At 71.7% G+C, this 15,879-nt stretch carries 16 protein-coding genes; 9 read left to right on the top strand and 7 right to left on the bottom strand.

Annotation, left to right across the window (positions count from 1 at the left end; all coding sequences use genetic code 11):
* Nucleotides 1-7 precede the first annotated feature (7 nt).
* From J8G10_RS16755 to J8G10_RS16745, 3 genes are all read left to right on the top strand, one after another.
* The gene (locus J8G10_RS16755; RefSeq protein ID WP_251447575.1) at nt 8-589 is read left to right on the top strand and encodes a GNAT family N-acetyltransferase; all 582 of its coding nucleotides are present in this window, start codon (nt 8-10) and stop codon (nt 587-589) included.
* 81 nt (nt 590-670) lie between these two features.
* Nucleotides 671-1,285, top strand: a complete 615-nt coding sequence (locus tag J8G10_RS16750) for a PadR family transcriptional regulator (RefSeq protein WP_251447572.1) — start codon at nt 671-673, stop codon at nt 1,283-1,285.
* Entirely contained in the window at nt 1,278-2,765 is a 1,488-nt protein-coding gene (locus J8G10_RS16745; protein WP_251447569.1) for a DHA2 family efflux MFS transporter permease subunit, read from the top strand. Before J8G10_RS16750 ends, J8G10_RS16745 begins: the two co-directional genes overlap by 8 nt.
* Before the next feature lie 156 nt (nt 2,766-2,921).
* Here J8G10_RS16745 and purD read toward each other — a convergent pair whose 3' ends face one another.
* Both purD and J8G10_RS16735 read right to left on the bottom strand, forming a co-directional pair.
* The gene (gene purD, locus J8G10_RS16740) at nt 2,922-4,199 is read right to left on the bottom strand and encodes a phosphoribosylamine--glycine ligase (RefSeq protein WP_251447565.1); all 1,278 of its coding nucleotides are present in this window, start codon (nt 4,197-4,199) and stop codon (nt 2,922-2,924) included.
* A 215-nt stretch (nt 4,200-4,414) separates the two neighbouring features.
* Nucleotides 4,415-5,119: a CoA pyrophosphatase gene (locus J8G10_RS16735; protein WP_251447562.1), complete on the bottom strand. Its 705-nt coding sequence runs from the start codon at nt 5,117-5,119 to the stop codon at nt 4,415-4,417.
* A 69-nt stretch (nt 5,120-5,188) separates the two neighbouring features.
* Here J8G10_RS16735 and J8G10_RS16730 point away from each other — a divergent pair, with 69 nt between their 5' ends.
* Both J8G10_RS16730 and J8G10_RS16725 read left to right on the top strand, forming a co-directional pair.
* Entirely contained in the window at nt 5,189-5,557 is a 369-nt protein-coding gene (locus J8G10_RS16730; RefSeq protein WP_251447559.1) for a sterol carrier family protein, read from the top strand.
* Between the two features lie 45 nt (nt 5,558-5,602).
* Nucleotides 5,603-5,920, top strand: coding sequence for a potassium transporter Trk (locus tag J8G10_RS16725; RefSeq protein ID WP_251447556.1), 318 nt, complete (start codon nt 5,603-5,605; stop codon nt 5,918-5,920).
* Between the two features lie 48 nt (nt 5,921-5,968).
* Here J8G10_RS16725 and J8G10_RS16720 read toward each other — a convergent pair whose 3' ends face one another.
* The 3 genes from J8G10_RS16720 to J8G10_RS16710 all read right to left on the bottom strand — a co-directional run bounded on the left by J8G10_RS16720 (nt 5,969) and on the right by J8G10_RS16710 (nt 9,673).
* Nucleotides 5,969-6,568 carry a zinc-binding alcohol dehydrogenase gene (locus J8G10_RS16720; RefSeq protein WP_251447553.1) on the bottom strand — a complete coding sequence of 200 codons (600 nt, stop codon included), beginning with the start codon at nt 6,566-6,568 and terminating at the stop codon, nt 5,969-5,971.
* 115 nt (nt 6,569-6,683) lie between these two features.
* Nucleotides 6,684-7,934: a serine hydrolase gene (locus J8G10_RS16715; RefSeq protein WP_251447550.1), complete on the bottom strand. Its 1,251-nt coding sequence runs from the start codon at nt 7,932-7,934 to the stop codon at nt 6,684-6,686.
* Nucleotides 7,935-7,942: 8 nt separating this feature from the next.
* Nucleotides 7,943-9,673 carry a biotin carboxylase gene (locus J8G10_RS16710; protein ID WP_251447547.1) on the bottom strand — a complete coding sequence of 577 codons (1,731 nt, stop codon included), beginning with the start codon at nt 9,671-9,673 and terminating at the stop codon, nt 7,943-7,945.
* A 201-nt stretch (nt 9,674-9,874) separates the two neighbouring features.
* Between J8G10_RS16710 and purM the strand changes: the two genes are divergently transcribed.
* From purM to J8G10_RS16695, 3 genes are read left to right on the top strand one after another with little or no spacing between them, the layout of a single operon-like run.
* Complete coding sequence (gene purM, locus J8G10_RS16705) at nt 9,875-10,990, top strand: phosphoribosylformylglycinamidine cyclo-ligase (protein ID WP_292887860.1); 1,116 nt, start codon at nt 9,875-9,877, stop codon at nt 10,988-10,990.
* Between the two features lie 5 nt (nt 10,991-10,995).
* Entirely contained in the window at nt 10,996-12,453 is a 1,458-nt protein-coding gene (gene purF / locus J8G10_RS16700; protein ID WP_251447544.1) for an amidophosphoribosyltransferase, read from the top strand.
* Complete coding sequence (locus tag J8G10_RS16695; RefSeq protein ID WP_251447541.1) at nt 12,450-13,781, top strand: MFS transporter; 1,332 nt, start codon at nt 12,450-12,452, stop codon at nt 13,779-13,781. The genes purF and J8G10_RS16695 overlap by 4 nt, the downstream gene beginning before the upstream one ends.
* Nucleotides 13,782-13,996: 215 nt before the next feature.
* On the opposite strand, the gene J8G10_RS16690 is transcribed toward J8G10_RS16695, so the two are convergent.
* Nucleotides 13,997-14,821 (bottom strand): MOSC domain-containing protein, encoded by an 825-nt coding sequence (locus J8G10_RS16690; RefSeq protein WP_251447538.1) that lies wholly within the window; start codon nt 14,819-14,821, stop codon nt 13,997-13,999.
* A gap of 141 nt (nt 14,822-14,962) precedes the next feature.
* On the bottom strand, nt 14,963-15,148 hold the full coding sequence (locus J8G10_RS16685) for a DUF3073 domain-containing protein (protein ID WP_251447535.1): 186 nt from the start codon (nt 15,146-15,148) through the stop codon (nt 14,963-14,965).
* Between the two features lie 161 nt (nt 15,149-15,309).
* Between J8G10_RS16685 and J8G10_RS16680 the strand changes: the two genes are divergently transcribed.
* Nucleotides 15,310-15,852, top strand: coding sequence for a universal stress protein (locus J8G10_RS16680; protein WP_251447532.1), 543 nt, complete (start codon nt 15,310-15,312; stop codon nt 15,850-15,852).
* Nucleotides 15,853-15,879 lie beyond the last annotated feature (27 nt).

Genomic DNA, 15,879 nt, shown 5'->3' with positions numbered 1-15,879 from the left:
TGCCCCGGTGAGCACCGACTTCCCCCTCGAGATCACGACCGACCGCCTCCTGCTGCGCCGGCCGGTCCCCGACGACCTCGCGGACGTGTTCGCGGTCAATGCGGATCCCCGGGTCTGGACGCACTTCCCGAGCCTGCGCCCCACCGCGCCCGAGCAGATCGGGACGATGATGGAGCGCTGGTGGCGCAGCTGGGAGCGCGCGGGGCTCGGCAGCTGGACGGTACGGCTGCGGGAGACGGGACAGACGATCGGCAACGGCGGCTGCACGCTGCTCGCCTCCGACCCTGACGATCCCGCGGCGCGCGTCTGGAATCTCGGCTACCGGCTCTCGGCCGACCACCACGGGCACGGCTATGCGACCGAGCTCGCCCGCGCGGCGAGGGCGGCGGCGGCCGAGGTCATGCCCGAGGTGCCGGTGATCGCCTTCCTCGTCGAGCACAACCGTCCGTCCGCGGCGGTCGCGGAGAAGGCCGGCCTGTCTCTCGTGCACCGTGCCTCGGACGCGGGCAACCCCGATCCCGCCGTGATGCGGCTCGTCTATGCGGATCGCCCGCTGTCCGCCGTCCAGCTCGCCACGGCGCTGCGGTGACCCGAGCCTCGGGACTGGCGTCGGCGATCGTTCGGGCGTATAGTCCTAAACGGATAGTCCACATGGACTAGTTGGGATGGAATGATCGTGAAGGATCCGGTGCTCACGCCCCTCGGGGTGATGGTGCTCGCGCTGCTGAGCGAGGGCGACATGCACCCGTACGAGATGGCGCGGCTGCTCCGGGCCCGTCGCGACGACCGGATCATCCCGATCTCCAACGGCACGCTCTATCACACGGTCTCCCGCCTGCACGGGCAGGGACTGCTCGAGGAGGTCGGCGTCGACCGCGACGGCAACCGCCCCGAGCGCACGACCTACGCCGTCACCCCGGCGGGCACGGAGTCCGTGCGCGAGTGGGTGCGCCGCGAGCTCGGGGGCAGCCGGCGGCGGACGTCGTTCCGGGTGGCCCTGGCCGAGGCGCACAACCTCGAGCGGGCCGAGGCCGTCGACCTGCTCACCCAGCGGCTCGAGCTCCTCCGGGAGGAGCTCGAGGCGATCGGCGCCGGGCTGGACGGCGCCGCGACCCGTGACGTGCCGGAGCAGTACCTCCTCGAGCCGATCCGCCACCGCCTCATGCTGCAGGCGGAGATCGAATGGCTCGATGCCCTCATCCCCCGGATCGCCGCTCCCGACTTCGCGTGGGGGCCGGATCCGGACCACCTTCTTGCCAAGCGAAAGGCTCACCACGATGGCTGAATCCGTCAGCACGTCGACCGGCGCGTACGCCGCCGGCCACAAGCCGAAGAGCCCGTGGCCCGCCCTCTGGGCGCTCGTCATCGGCTTCTTCATGATCCTCGTCGACACCACGATCGTGTCGGTCGCGAACCCGGCCATCAAGGCCGCGCTCGACCCCTCGACGAACAACCTCGACAACGTCGTGTGGGTGACCAGCGCCTACCTGCTCGCCTATGCGGTTCCGCTGCTCATCACGGGGCGCCTCGGCGACCGGTTCGGCCCGAAGAACATCTACCTCATCGGTCTCACGATCTTCACGCTCGCCTCGCTCGGCTGCGGCCTGTCCGGCTCGCTCACCGCGCTGGTCGCGTTCCGTGCCGTGCAGGGTCTCGGCGCCGCGCTGATGACGCCGCAGACCATGGCCGTGATCACCCGCACGTTCCCCGCCGAGCGCCGCGGCGCCGCGATGGGGCTGTGGGGCGCGACCGCCGGAGTGGCGACGCTGGTCGGCCCGCTGGCCGGCGGCCTGCTCGTGGACGCCTTCGGCTGGGAGTGGATCTTCTTCATCAACCTGCCGGTCGGCGTGATCGGCTTCGTGCTCGCGTGGATCCTCGTCCCGCGCCTGCAGACGCACGAGCACCGCTTCGACATCGTCGGCGTCTTCCTCAGCGCGATCGGCCTCTTCCTCATCGTGTTCGCGCTACAGGAGGGCGAGCACTACGACTGGGCCGGCTGGATCTGGACGATGATCGGCGCCGGCGTCGTCGTGATGGCCGTGTTCCTGTGGCAGCAAGCCAAGACGCGCAGCGAGCCGCTCGTGCCGCTCGAGCTGTTCCGCGACCGCAACTTCTCCGTCGCGAACCTCGGCATCGCCGCGGTGGGCTTCACGGTCACCTCGATGTCGCTGCCGATGATGTTCTTCTACCAGCTCGCCCGGGGCCTCACCCCGACCCAGGCGGCCCTCCTGCTCATCCCGATGGCCGTGCTCTCGGGCGTGCTCGCTCCGCTCGCCGGGCGGATCCTCGACCGCGTCGACCCGCGGGTGCTGCTCGTGCCCGGGCTCGGGCTGACCGTGCTCGCCCTCGTCTGGTACGCGCTGCTGATGAACCCCGACACCCCGATCGGCATGTTCCTGCTGCCCTCGGCGCTCATGGGCATCGGTCAGGCCGGCATGTGGGGGCCGCTGGCCACCACGGCCACGCGCAACCTCGCGCCGCGCCAGGCGGGCGCCGGAGCCGGCATCTACAACACCACCCGTACGATCGGGTCGGTGCTGGGCTCCGCCGCCATCGCGGCCTACATGCAGAGCCGCCTCGTCGAGAACCTGCCGGGCGCCGCCGACCACGGAGGCGACTTCGGCACGGGCAAGCTGCCCGAGTTCGTGGTCAAGGGCTTCTCCGCGGCGATGTCGCAGACGATGATCCTGCCCACGATCGTGCTCGCTGCGGGCGTGGTCGCGATCCTGTTCATGAAGCGCCCGGAGCACCTCCGCACGCGCTGAGCGCCGGCGCTCCCGTCGCCCGGCTGTCTCGTCGACGCCCCCTCTGAGTGCCGACGCCCCCTCGTGCGTACGTCAACACGAGGGGGCGTGGAGGCTGCGAGGGGGGCGTCGACGTGCGGAGGGGCTCCACGGAGCGGCGTTGGCGAACGTGCCGAATTACTCCGCGACGCGGGCGGCGATGTCGGTGCGGTGGTGCGCACCGTCGAGGCGGATCCGTCCGATCGCCTCGTAGGCGCGGGCTCGCGCATCGGCGAAGTCGGATCCCGTCGCGACGACGTTCAGCACGCGCCCGCCCGTGGCGATGAGGTCGCCCTCCGGCGCGTCGGGAGCGGCGGTCGCGGCGTGCACGATGCCGACGCCCTCGACCGCGGCGGCCTCCGCCAGGCCCCCGATCGGCCGTCCCGTCTGCGGCGCCTCGGGGTAGCCCTCGCTGGCGAGCACCACGGTGATCGCGACGTCGTCGGTGAACACGGGCTGCGGCTGGTCCTCGAGGGTCCCGGTGGCCGCGGCGAGCAGGAGCCGGGACAGCGGGGTGCGCAGTCGTGGCAGCACCACCTGGGTCTCGGGATCGCCGAAGCGCGCGTTGAACTCGATCACCCGCACGCCGGCCGGGGTGAGGATGAGGCCCGCGTAGAGCAGGCCGATGAACGGCGTGCCCTCGGCGTCGAGCTGCTTCACGACGGGCATCGCCACGGTGCGCGTGACCTCGTCGACGAACGCGGCCTCGCTGCCGAACTGCTCGGCGAGCCACGGCAGCGGAGAGTAGGCGCCCATGCCGCCGGTGTTGGGCCCCTCGTCGCCGTCGAAGGCGCGCTTGAAGTCCTGCGCCGGGCTCAGCGCGCGCACGGTGTCGCCGTCGCTGAGGAAGAACAGCGAGACCTCCGGGCCGGTGAGGAACTCCTCGATGAGCACGGGGCCGTGCGGCAGGTAGTGCTCGGCGTGGGCGAGTGCGGCCGCGCGGTCGTCCGTGACGATGACGCCCTTGCCCGCGGCGAGGCCGTCGGCCTTCACCACGTACGGGGCGCCGAGGGCGTCGAACGCCGCATCCACTTCGGCGGCGGAGCTCGCGCGCATGGCGCGGCCGGTCGGCACGGAGGCCGCCTCCATGATCCGCTTCGCGAACGCCTTGGACCCCTCGAGCTGGGCGGCGGCTCGGCCGGGCCCGAACACGGGGATCCCGTGGCCGCGCACCACATCGGCGACGCCCGCGACGAGCGGCGCCTCGGGCCCGATCACCACGAGGTCGACGCCGTGCTCGTCGGCGAACGCGCGCACCGCGGATCCGTTCATCGGATCCACCTCGACCAGGGTCGCGTGCCGTGCGATCCCGGCGTTGCCGGGGGCGCAGAGGATCTCGTGCCGCTCCTGCTCGGCGCGCAGGGCGAGGATGATCGCGTGCTCACGAGCACCGGAACCGAGGACGAGGATCTTCACCCGCCCAGCCTACCGAGCGTGCCCGGCGCGTTTCGCGGGCCGTCTCCGTCGAGACTCGGCCGTTCTGCAGGGCGGCCTCGCGTTGTGCAGGGTGAGAGCAGGGACTGGACCGGTTTTCCGGGCAGATCCCGGCGAATCAGGCGGGGTCTCCCTGCAGAACGGCGGACCCTCCCTGCACAACGGCCCGGATGCTCCCGTGACCTCCGCCGTGCGCGTCACACCTCGAGGCGGATCGGCCTTTCGTCGGAGCGGTCCCAGGGCAGCGTCCATCCGGCGGCGTCGAAGACCGCATCGAGCACCATCGCCGTGAACCCCCACACGATCGTCCCGTCGACGTCGAACGCCGGCCCGCGGAAGGTCATCCCGCCGCGGGTCAGCGTCGAGGTGTACCGGGTGGCCGGATCCAGCAGCGTCGCGACGGGCACGCGGAAGACCTCCACCGTCTCGGCATGGTCGACGGCCGCGACGCGGGACGGCGAGCGCCACCAGCCGAGCACCGGCGTGACGAGGAAGTTGCTGACCGCGAGCGGCAGGGCGGGCAGCGTGGCGAGCACCTCGACGCCGACCGGGTCGAGCCCGGTCTCCTCCTGCGCCTCGCGCAGGGCGGTCGCCGCGGCGTCGGCGTCGTCGGGCTCGCGTCGCCCACCCGGGAACGACACCTGGCCCGGATGCGAGGAGAGGGTCGCCGCCCGGCGCTGCAGCAGCACGTCGAGATCGGCGGGGACCGTGGTCGCCGCGGAGTCGGCGTCCTCGTCGTCGAGGCGACCGAACAGGATCAGCACGGACGCGGGGTGCGCATCCGCGTCGACGCCGCCCAGACGGCGGTGATCGAGCGCGAGCGGCGACCTCGAGGCGGAGAGCAGGTCCGCGCGCGCGTCGGCACCGGCGCGGGGCGCGGCGGAGTCCGGGGTGAGGGCCATCGCATCGAGCCTAAGCCCGCGGTCAGGGTCGTGGGCGGATCCGTCCCGGGCGATGCCTAGGCTGGATCCATGGCGACGAGGATCGACACGACAGCGGGCCGCGCGGCGCTCGACGCCGCCCGCACCGCCCTTGCCGCGGGGGAGCGGCCCGCGCGCTCGGACTACGCGACCGCGGTGCGCTACCTGCTGCAGCTGCTCGACGAGAAGGCCCCCGGCAACAGCGTCGAGGTGCGGGTGCCGCCGTTCGGCGCGGTGCAGGTCGTGCAGGGCCCGCGGCACACCCGCGGCACCCCGCCGAACGTCGTGGAGCTGGATCCGGCGACGTGGATCGCCGTCGCGACCGGATCCGAGACCTGGGACGACGCGGTCGAGGGGGGCCGGATCCAGGCTTCGGGCACGCGCGCCGACCTCACCGCGCTGCTGCCGCTGCGGTACTGACCCCGCTCCGGAACCGCGCACAGGTGCGCGTGGGACAATGGACCCATGAGCACGTCGCAGCCGGACCGCACGCCCGAGATCGAGATCGCGCGTGTCCGTCGTTCGCCGCGCTGGGGCGTCTTCCTCGGCATCGGCGTGGGGGCCGGCGTGATCGCGGCGTTCCTGCTGACCGTGTTCGGCAACTTCGAGGCCTCGGCGGCCACGCAGGTCGCCTATCCGTTCGGCCAGGTGTTCGGGTTCCTGCTGCTGTGGACGGTCCCGGTCGGCATCGCGGTCTTCGGCGTCGTCGCGCTGCTGCTCGAGCGGGGCGCCCGCCGCAGCGAGCGCGTGGTGCGGGTGGACCACCAGACGATCGCCGAGTAGCCGCGCGGCGCCCCGACATCCCTCGACGGACCAGGCGCCCGGATCCGGTCAGGCGACCTCGGCGATGACCGGACGGATCGCGGTGTCGAAGTCCACCGGGTCGTGACGGAGCGTGTCCGTCACGGCGATGCTGAACGCGCCGATCCGCCAGATCCCGCGCTGTGCGAGCGGCAGCACGTGCACGTTGAGCTCGAACGAGTGCGCGCGGCGGCCTGTGTCGCGCTCGAACTCGGCGAGCGCCGCCGCGTACGCCCGGTAGGGGTCGCCGGTGCCCGAGACGGACCGGGCGTACCGGTGCTGCGCGTCTCTGGCGTAGCGGAGGACGTCGGCGGCGAACGGCGTGATGGCGGTGCGCAGCCGCTCCGCGCCGCGGGTGGGCAGTGCGACCACGGTCTCGAAGCCGTCGACGAGTTCCAGGGGCGTTTCGGAGGGGTGCGTGACGGGCTCCACGGTCATCTCCCAGTAGCTGCGCCACTGCCGTTCCAGTGCGTCGTCGGCCTCGCCGTCGTCGAAGGTCCGCAGCGGGTGGTCGCGCAGCGTCGGCAGGTCCTGGGGCTCGCGGATCCCCAGGCGCTGGCGCAGGGCGAGCGCGACCAGCACCGGTATGCCGGCCTCCTCGCGGACCAGCCACTGCGGCTTCTCCGTCATGGCCCCATGGTACGGATTCCCGGGGGCTGTGGAGCGGTCGATTCGGGTTTCGAGGGGCGATGCGCGTCGCGGATCCGACGAACACCGCCCCTCGCACGGGAGAAGGCGGGGCGGATCAGCCGATCGTGCGCGCGACGGCGTCGAAGGCCCTGATCGTCCACAGCAGGCGCTCGCCGTCCTGCGGGGTCGGCCAGCTGGAGAGCTTGGCGGCCACCACGTTCGCCGCGCGGTTGACGTAGACCATCTGCCCGTGGATGCCGAGCGCCAGGAACACGTCCGATCCCGGGTAGGGGAACCAGAGGCCGTTGCGGTACATGCCCCCGGGCATGAGGGTCGGCTCGGCGGCGTTCGCGAACGCCGCGCGGGAGTCGGGCGCCCCGGCCACGGTCTCGGCGATCCACGCGGACGGCAGCACCTGGCGTCCGTCCATCGCCGCGCCGTCGCGCAGGAACAGGGTGCCGAAGCGCAGCAGGTCGCGCAGCGACGCCGAGACGCCGCCGTCGAACATCCCCGCGCCGACCGCGTCCACGCCCACGTTGGCTCCGAACTCGGCGCCCATCGGGCTCCAGAGACGCTCCGACATGAGGTCGGCCGCGTGCACTCCGGTCGCGCCCTCGAGCACGAACGCCAGGGCGTCCGTCTCGCAGGACTTGTAGTCGAACCGGCCGCCGTGCGGACCGTCCGCGCCGAGCGTGGCGAGGAAGTCGCGGAGGGTGTGCGGCGTGTCCGGATGCCGCCGCGGCGCCCACCCGATCGCCTCCTCGAGCAGGCGCACCTCGGCGTTCTCGTCGAGGTAGGCCTCGGAGAACCGCACGCCCGTGCGCATGTCCAGCAGGTCGCGCACGCGTGCGCCGTCGTAACCCGACCCCGCCAGCGCCGGGACATACGCGGTGACCTGCGCGCCCGGATCCAGCTCGCCGGCGCCCACGAGCGTTCCGGCGACCGCGGTCGTCAGGGACTTGCTCACCGACATCAGCAGGTGCAGGACGCCCGGCGACATCGTGCCGACGTACTGCTCGCCCATCACGGCGCCGTCGCGCGCGACGATCCAGCCGTCCGTGTAGGTCGAGGCCATCACGTCCTCGAACGGCGCCGATCGCGGCTCCCAGGGATGCGGCACGTCGATGTGGCCGAGGTCGGCGGGCACCGACGGCAGCGGGAGCGTGCGTCCGCGGGACGAGATCTCGTGCACGGGCAGGAAGTCCGCCATGTGCTGCATCGACCAGCGGAGGTTCGGCTCCTGCTGCCACGCCTCGAGGGGAGGGATGAACCCGTCGACCGGGCGGGCGCCGTCCGGGACTGTGACGGGTACGGCACCCGTCACCGGGGCCGGGCCCGTCCAGTTCTCGGTCGGCGGGGGTGTCACGTCGCCACTCATGAGGTCGAATCGGTTCCGATCTGCTCGTGCTCGTCGATCTCCGCCGCGGGCGGCAGCGGCGTGGCCGCGTACATCGCCCGGATGGACTCGATGAGATGCTTCGCGCGGATGGACAGGCGCCCCGAGGGCGTCTGCAGCCGGCCCTTGGTGACCAGGATTCCCAGATCCGCGCCCTTCCAACGGTAGTCGCCCGGGCCGTAGATCCGCAGGAAGAACGACTCCGCCTCGTTTCCGAGCAGGTGCCAGTCCAGGTCGCCCTGCGAGAACGCGAGCCGGCCGTAGGCGTCCAGCACGTAGCGTCCGGTCGGGGGCGCCACATCGATGTGCTCCACCGTCGCGTCGGTGTGCTTGATGATCATGTGGCTCCACTGGTCGGCCGCGGCGAGCTCCTCCCAGCGGTCGTTGATCTCGTCGACGTCGAGGTCGAACTCGACGCCGGAGTACTCCAGCAGGTGGAACACGAACAGCGGGATGTCGGCGTACGCGCCCGCGGTCACGTTGGTGATCGCGGAGGCGCCGGAGATGCGCGGGTTCAGCTCGCCCAGGTACACGTCGCCGGTGTCGGTGTCCAGCAGCACGTCGACCTCGAAGAATCCGCGGTAGCCCTCGGCGCTCAGCGCATCGCCGAGCTTGCGCACCAGGCTCGTCGCGGCATGCCGGGTGGGCTCGTCGAGCACTCCCGGGAACATCTCGTTGCCGGCCCAGCCGCCGCGGTACGGCGTGAGCTCCTTGTGCCCGGTGATCTCGGTCATGAACGGGCCGACGACGGTGCCGTGCCGCGTGAGCACGGCCTCCACGGCGATCGGGCGGTTGTTGATCCGCTTCATGACCTTGAGCTCGGATCCGACGATCTCCTTCGCGTTCTTGTCGAAGGAGGCCGGATCGGTGATGAAGTAGGTGGTCTTGCCGGAGTCGCCGTAGGCGGTCTGCACCACGAGATCGGATCCGAGCCCCGCCTTCTCGGCCTGCTCCCGCAGGTCCTCGAACGAGCTCACGGTCGTGATGATGTTGGGCACGCTGGGAACACCCACGGCGTCGGCGATCCGCGTGGTCACCATCTTCGAGTCGAGCCGCTCGCGGAGGGAGGCCTTGGGCAGGATGAGCTCGTAGCCGAGCTCCTCGCAGATCGCCTCGGTCTCCTCATCGAAGAACACCAGCGCGATGCGCGGCTTCTCGCCCGCCGGCGTGAGCCGGGCGATGTGCGCACGTACCTCGTGGTGGCGCAGCAGCCAGTTGTTGATCTGCTCGCCGCTCTCCCACTCGATGTACGGCTTGTGGATCGGGCTGAACACGCGCGGGTGCGCACCCTGCCAGCTGTCGTAGTAGGTGATGTAGGAGAAGCCCCGCACCCAGCGGTCCAGGCCCAGCAGGTTGAACGCAGAGGCGCCGACGAAGAAGATCGGCGTGCGGTTGGTGCGGAAGTAGTGCCGGATCTCGGACATGTTCCGCAGGCCGTGACGGCGGGCGGGAGCCTCGCCGGCGGCGATCTCGGGGTCGAGGGCCGGCACGGCCACCGGGAGCGGACTGGTCGTCGGGCCCGCCGTCGTGGCCGACCGCGGCACGGGCTTGCGCCCGCGGGAGCGGGCCGGAGACGCCTTCGTCGCCGGGGTCGCCTCCTTCGCCGCGGCTGCGCTCGCCCCTCGCCGACGCGGTGCCGGCGTCACGGCCTCTGCAGTGTCCTCGACGGGGGGCTGCGCCGCCCCCGGGTCCTTCTGAGTACGTGCCACGATGGTCCTCTCCGTTCGCGTAGGCGCGGCATCGTCGCCGCGCTTGCAGAGTTCTCTTGGGATCGGGGGGAGTCAAGTATTACCAGGTCCGGACCGGATCCACCAGCACCGCCGGCCTCCGAGTCGCGACGCGGATCGCCTCCGGCCCGGTGGCGGGTCGCACGGGGGCCGCGCACAGCCGCTCGCCGGTAGGATTGACTGGTGTCCTCCCGCACCTATGCTGAGGCCGGCGTCGATACGGCAGCCGGCGATCGCGCCGTCGAACTCATGAAGTCCGCCGTCCGTGCCACGCACGGACCCGAGGTGCTCGGCGGGGTCGGCGGATTCGCCGGGCTCTTCGACGCCACGGCCCTGCTCGGCTACCGCCGGCCGCTGCTCGCCTCGAGCACCGACGGCGTCGGCACGAAGGTCGCGATCGCGCAGGCCGTCGACAAGCACGACACGATCGGGCACGACCTGGTCGGCATGGTCGTCGACGACATCGTCGTGGTCGGCGCGAAGCCTCTGTTCATGACCGACTACATCGCCTGCGGCAAGGTGGTCCCCGAGCGCATCGCCGACATCGTGCGCGGCATCGCCGAGGCCTGCGAGCTCACCGGCACCGCCCTCGTCGGCGGGGAGACGGCCGAGCACCCCGGCCTGCTGGGCGTCGACGACTACGACGTCGCGGGCGCGGCGACCGGCATCGTCGAGGCGGATCGGATCCTCGGATCCGAGCGCGTGCAGGACGGCGACGTCGTGCTCGCCCTCGCCTCCAGCGGCCTGCACTCCAACGGATACTCGCTCGTGCGGCACATCCTCGCCAAGGCCGGGATCGGCTACGGCGACCGTTCGGACGAGCTCGGCGCGACCTGGGGCGAGGCGCTGCTCACCCCCACCCGCCTCTACACGACCCCGCTGCTCGGGATCGCGGATCGCTTCGAGGGCGCCGTCCACTCCCTCAGCCACGTCACCGGCGGCGGCATCGCGGCGAACCTCGCCCGCGTGCTGCCCCAGGGGTCCTGGGCCGAGGTCGACCGCTCCACCTGGTCGCCCGCCGCGGTGTTCCGCGTGCTGAGCGACCTCGCGGGCACGAGCCTCGAGTCGAGCGAGGGCACCTGGAATCTCGGCATCGGCTTCCTCGCGGTCGTCGACGCGTCGTCCGCCGCGGCGATCGCCGCGGCGCTCACGGAGGGCGGCATCGACACGTGGCAGGTCGGAACGGTGCGGCTCGACGCCGTCGCCGCCCGCCCGGCCGGCGATTTCGAGCAGGGCGCCAAGGGCGTCGACGGCGGTGCCGTGCGCCTGGTCGGCGCCTACGCGAACGGAGCGAACTGACCCCCATGTGCGGCATCGTCGGAATGGTCGGGCACGCCCCGGTCAACCAGGACATCTACGACGCGCTCCTGCTGCTGCAGCACCGCGGGCAGGACGCGACCGGCATCGCCACCGCGGAGCCCAACGGGGTCATGCACATGGCGAAGGCGCAGGGCATGGTGCGCGAGGCGTTCCGCACGCGCGACATGCGGTCGCTGCTCGGCAACGTCGGCCTCGGCCACGTGCGCTACGCCACGAAGGGCACCGCGTCGAGCGAGGAGGAGGCGCAGCCGTTCTACGTGAACGCGCCCTACGGCATCATCCTCATCCACAACGGCAACCTCACGAACACGCGTGAGCTGACGGCCGACATGGCGCAGCGCGACCGCCGCCACCTGAACTCCTCGAGCGACACCGAGCTGCTGCTGAACGTGCTCGCGCACGAGCTACAGACCACCACCTCGACCGTCGATCTCGACTCCGAGCGCATCTTCGAGGCGGTCGCGCGCACGCACGAGCGCATCGAGGGCGCCTACGCCGTCATCGCGATCATCGCCGGCTACGGCCTGCTCGCGTTCCGGGATCCGTTCGGGATCCGCCCGCTCATCCTCGGCAAGCGGGAGCGCGAGGGCAAGGACGAGTGGGTCGTCGCGAGCGAGTCGCTCGTCCTCGAGAACGGCGACTACGAGGTGGTCCGCGAGATCGAGCCCGGCGAGGCCGTGTTCATCACCAACGACGGCACCCTGTTCTCGAAGCAGTGCGCCTCGGATCCGGCTCTCGCGCCGTGCGCCTTCGAGTACGTCTACCTCGCCCGTCCCGACTCGGTCATGAACGGCGTCTCGGTGTACGAGTCGCGGCTGCGGATGGGCGACCGCCTCGCCGACACGATCGCGAAGCACGTGCCGCTCGACGAGATCGACGTGGTCATGCCGATCCCCGACTCCTCCCGCCCCGCGGCGATGGAGGTGGCCCGCAAGCTCGGCAAGGAGTACCGCGAGGGCTTCTACAAGAACCGCTACGTGGGCCGGACGTTCATCATGCCGGGCCAGGCGGTGCGAAAGAAGAGCGTGCGCCAGAAGCTCAACGCGATGTCGACCGAGTTCAAGGGCAAGAACGTGCTGCTCATCGACGACTCGATCGTGCGCGGCACGACGTCGAAGCAGATCATCCAGATGGCCCGCGACGCGGGCGCCGCCTCGGTGATCTTCGCCTCTGCCGCCCCGCCGATCCGGCACCCGCACGTGTACGGCATCAACATGCCGTCCAAGCACGAGCTCATCGCGCACGGCCGCACGATCCCCGAGATCGCCGAGGTTCTCGGCGCCGATCGTCTCGTGTACCAGGAGGTCGAGGATCTCAAGGCGGCGATCACCGAGGGATCCGCCCTGACCGATCTCGACATGAGCCCCTTCGACGGCCGGTACGTGACCGGAACGGTCACCGAGGAGTACCTGGGCTGGCTCGAGGGGTCGCAGACCTCGTGACGTCGCGCGGTCCGGAGGTCCGGCCGCTCTGGCGCGGACGCACGCTGGCGGTGCTCGGCATCGTGCTCGTCGCGTTCTCGCTGCGCTCGGCGGTGGCGTCGCTGTCGCCGGTCGTGGACCACGTCGCGCGGGACTTCCCGATGCCCTCGGCGGTGGTCGGCCTGATCGGCACCGCGCCGCCGGTGTGCTTCGCCCTGTTCGGCCTGCTCACGCCGCTCATCGAACGCCGGCTGGGCCTCGAGCGGGTCGCCGTCATCGCGCTCGGCGCCGTCACGGTCGGACTCGTCGCGCGCGGGCTCGCGGTCGACTCGTCGACCCTGCTCATCGCGACCGCGCTCGTGTTCGCGGGCGTCGGCATGGCCAACATCCTGATGCCGCCGCTCGTGAAGAAGTACTTCCCCGACCGGCTCGGGCTCATGATGACGCTGTACACGACGGTGATGGCGTTCTCCACGTTCCTGCCGCCGCTCGTCGCCGTGCCCGCCGCGGACGCCGCCGGCTGGCGGGTGTCCCTGGCGATGTGGGCGGTGTTCGCGCTCGCCGGCACCATCCCGTGGATCGTGATGCTGCTGCGCACGCGCTCCGAGGCTGCTGCGGCACCCGCCGCCCCGGCCGATCCTTCCGGCACGGCACCGGATCCTGACCGCATCTCGTTCGAGGACGCGACCGCTCTGTCGACCGGGCCGATCGTCACGGCCCCGTCGAGCTCCCGGGTCTTCTCGCGGCTGGCGCGGATCCCGCTGGCCTGGACGCTCGCGGGCGTCTTCGGCACCTCGGCGAGCATGGCGTACACCGCGTTCGCCTGGCTGCCGACGATCCTCGTGGAGCACGCCGGCACGACGCCCCAGCAGGCGGGACTGCTGCTGTCGCTGTTCGCGTTCACGGGTCTGCCGGCGTCGCTCATCGTGCCCGTGCTGATCGTGCGGTTCCGTGCGACGACCGCGCTGTACGTGATCGGCGCGCTCGGCGCCGTCGTCGGCCTCCTGGGCCTGCTGCTCGTGCCCGCGCCGTCGGTCGTGTGGCTGTGGGTGCTGCTGTACGGCCTCGCGGGCCTGCTCTTCCCGCTCGCGCTCGTGCTGATCAGCATCCGCGCGCGCGAGCCGGAGACGGCGGTGGCCCTCAGCGGCTTCGTGCAGAGCACCGGCTACGTGCTCGCGGCGGTATTCCCGTTCCTGCTCGGCGTGCTGCACACCACGACCGGCGGCTGGCAGGTGCCGCTCATCGTGCTCACCGCGCTGCTCGTCGCCTCGATCCCCGCCGGCGTCTACGCCGGGCGGCATGTCACCGTCGAGGCCGCGTGGGAGCGCCGGAACGGCCGGCGCTGGTAGCAGACCGGCGGCCCGCGCCGCGCACCGACCCCGCGTCAGAGGGGCGGCCGGCGCCGCGCAGCCGTTCTGCAGGGAGGCCGAGCCGTTCTGCAGGGCCGGACAGCCGAGACGGTACCTGCCTCGCGGAACGACGAGGAGCATTGCGGCGACGCTCCTGCAGAACAGCACGGGGCCCCTGCAGAACGTCGTGCTGCGCGGCGACCGGCCCGCGCGGCTCAGCCGACGACGACCTCGTCGCCGACGCGGATCGTGCCGCCCGACCCCGAGGCATCGGACACCGCGCCGCTCACCCCGGGCAGGAGGAGCATCCGTCCCAGCGTCGGCTCGTCCTGCCCGAAGGATCCGGTGAGCGTCTTCAGCACGCTCGCGTCGCGCTCGCCGGTGTCGGGGTTGGCATGCGTCGCCAGGCAGCGGACGATCGGCACGGCGGCCGCGAAACGCACCGCTCCGATCGTCACCTCGCCCTGCCAGGACAGCTCGTCCCAGGCGTCCACGCCGCCGATCACCACGTTCGAGCGGAAGCGCCGGTCCTCGACCTCGTGCTCGAGGGCCGCGCTGAGCGCGTCGATGCTGGCGGTGCTGTGCAGCGACACGTAACCGCGTCTGCTGTCCTGGAACCGGGAGGTCTCGCCGTCGCCGACGAGCACCAGCGGCAGCCGGCCCGGTCGCTGCAGGCGCTTGGCATCGGGGGAGCCGAGGACGAACGCGGTGAGGGCATCCGCCAGCGCCACCCGGCCCGCGTCATCCAGACCGGCCTCCACGAGCGTCTCGCCGTCGTGCTCGATGCGCACGCGCCGGGCTTCGTCGTCGTACTCCAGCCGCAGGGCGGCGAGTCCGGGGAACGTCTCCAGGGCCAGCCCCTTCGACTTCGGCCAGTAGTCCAGCCCGTCGCGCTCGTCGGGGGTCGCCGCGTCGGCGAAGCGGAAGGCGAGCACACGGTCGCCGGCGATCCGTCCGTCCGCCTGAACGGTGACGGAGGTCACCTTCTCGGGCGTGAAGCCCTTGACCGGGTGGCGGTAGAGCGCGACGACATGAGGCATGGATCCATCCTCGCAGGGCGGCGCGGTGGACCGGGACAGGCCGTGCAGGGCCGGTCGGAGTCGTTCGGGAGCCATGCGGCTCGCTCACCGACGACGAACCCCGCCGCGAGCGGACTCGGGCGGGGTTGCGGGTGACGGAGCTCAGGCCTTTTCGAGCTCGTCCTCGTCTTCGTCGGCGTACTGATCCGCCCACTTGTCGACGTACTGGTCTTCCGTCTCCGGGTGCCCCAGCTCGCGCTCCAGCGCGGAGTAGTTCACCGACGGACTGTACGACTTGAGTTCGCGGGCAATCTTGGTGTGCTTTGCCTTCTGACGGCCACGGCCCATGCGCGAGACCCCCTTACTGTAAGCAGCGGGCGGAACGGGGCTCGCTGTCTATTTCCGGCACCGGCTCGCGGCCGGTAAGAGTAGCATCCAGGATAGCACGAGGGCCACCTCACCTCGCCGTGACGGGGCTCGCCGCAGACCGGCCGGAAGGGAACGACGAGATGACCGACAGCGCCCCCACCCCCGACGATCGCGAACTGCAGAACGCGCAGCTGCAGAAGGCGGTGATCGTCGCCCTGCGCCCCGGCCAGCCGCGCCGGGTGCTCGCCGAGGCGATGCGGTTCGCCGGACTGCTGTCCGCGCCGCTCGTCGTCGTGCACGTCGACGTCACCCGGTTCGTGACCTTCGAGGACCCGGACGGCATGGTGCATTCGGCGCCGATCGACCTGAACATCGACACCGGCGCCGAGGAGTTCGCCGAGCTGCGCGCCGAGGTCGAGGACGCGCTCGCGGGGTCCGGTCTCACCTGGACCGCGCGCCAGCTGGTCGGCGACCCGGCGCTCGCGATCAAGCACCTGTCCGGCGAGCTCGACGCCCAGCTGATCGTGGTCGGCACCCGCAGTCGCGGCCTCGGCGAGTCGATCCGGGAGTTCTTCACCGGATCCGTCGCCGCGCGGCTCTCGCATCGTCAGTCCCGGCCGATCCTCGTCGTGCCGCTCGAAGAGCCCATCGCCGACGACAAGAAGGACCCCTGGGCGGAGTAGATCCGCTCCGCCCCCGTCCCGCCTGCC

The sequence above is a fragment of the Microbacterium sp. USTB-Y genome, assembly GCF_023703415.1.
GTDB lineage: Bacteria > Actinomycetota > Actinomycetes > Actinomycetales > Microbacteriaceae > Microbacterium.
The sequence above is the reverse complement of the archived record's forward strand: the minus strand, read 5'-3'. Positions and strand labels throughout refer to the sequence as shown.

Bases quoted from the DNA above. Each gene is read 5' to 3' on its own strand.
- J8G10_RS16750 (WP_251447572.1), top strand. From the start codon at position 671: ATGATCGTGAAGGATCCGGTGCTCACGCCCCTCGGGGTGATGGTGCTC.
- J8G10_RS16745 (WP_251447569.1), top strand. From the start codon at position 1,278: ATGGCTGAATCCGTCAGCACGTCGACCGGCGCGTACGCCGCCGGCCAC.
- J8G10_RS16735 (WP_251447562.1), bottom strand. From the start codon at position 5,119: ATGGCCCTCACCCCGGACTCCGCCGCGCCCCGCGCCGGTGCCGACGCG.
- J8G10_RS16730 (WP_251447559.1), top strand. From the start codon at position 5,189: ATGGCGACGAGGATCGACACGACAGCGGGCCGCGCGGCGCTCGACGCC.
- J8G10_RS16725 (WP_251447556.1), top strand. From the start codon at position 5,603: ATGAGCACGTCGCAGCCGGACCGCACGCCCGAGATCGAGATCGCGCGT.
- J8G10_RS16720 (WP_251447553.1), bottom strand. From the start codon at position 6,568: ATGACGGAGAAGCCGCAGTGGCTGGTCCGCGAGGAGGCCGGCATACCG.
- purF (WP_251447544.1), top strand. From the start codon at position 10,996: ATGTGCGGCATCGTCGGAATGGTCGGGCACGCCCCGGTCAACCAGGAC.
- J8G10_RS16690 (WP_251447538.1), bottom strand. From the start codon at position 14,821: ATGCCTCATGTCGTCGCGCTCTACCGCCACCCGGTCAAGGGCTTCACG.
- J8G10_RS16685 (WP_251447535.1), bottom strand. From the start codon at position 15,148: ATGGGCCGTGGCCGTCAGAAGGCAAAGCACACCAAGATTGCCCGCGAA.
- J8G10_RS16680 (WP_251447532.1), top strand. From the start codon at position 15,310: ATGACCGACAGCGCCCCCACCCCCGACGATCGCGAACTGCAGAACGCG.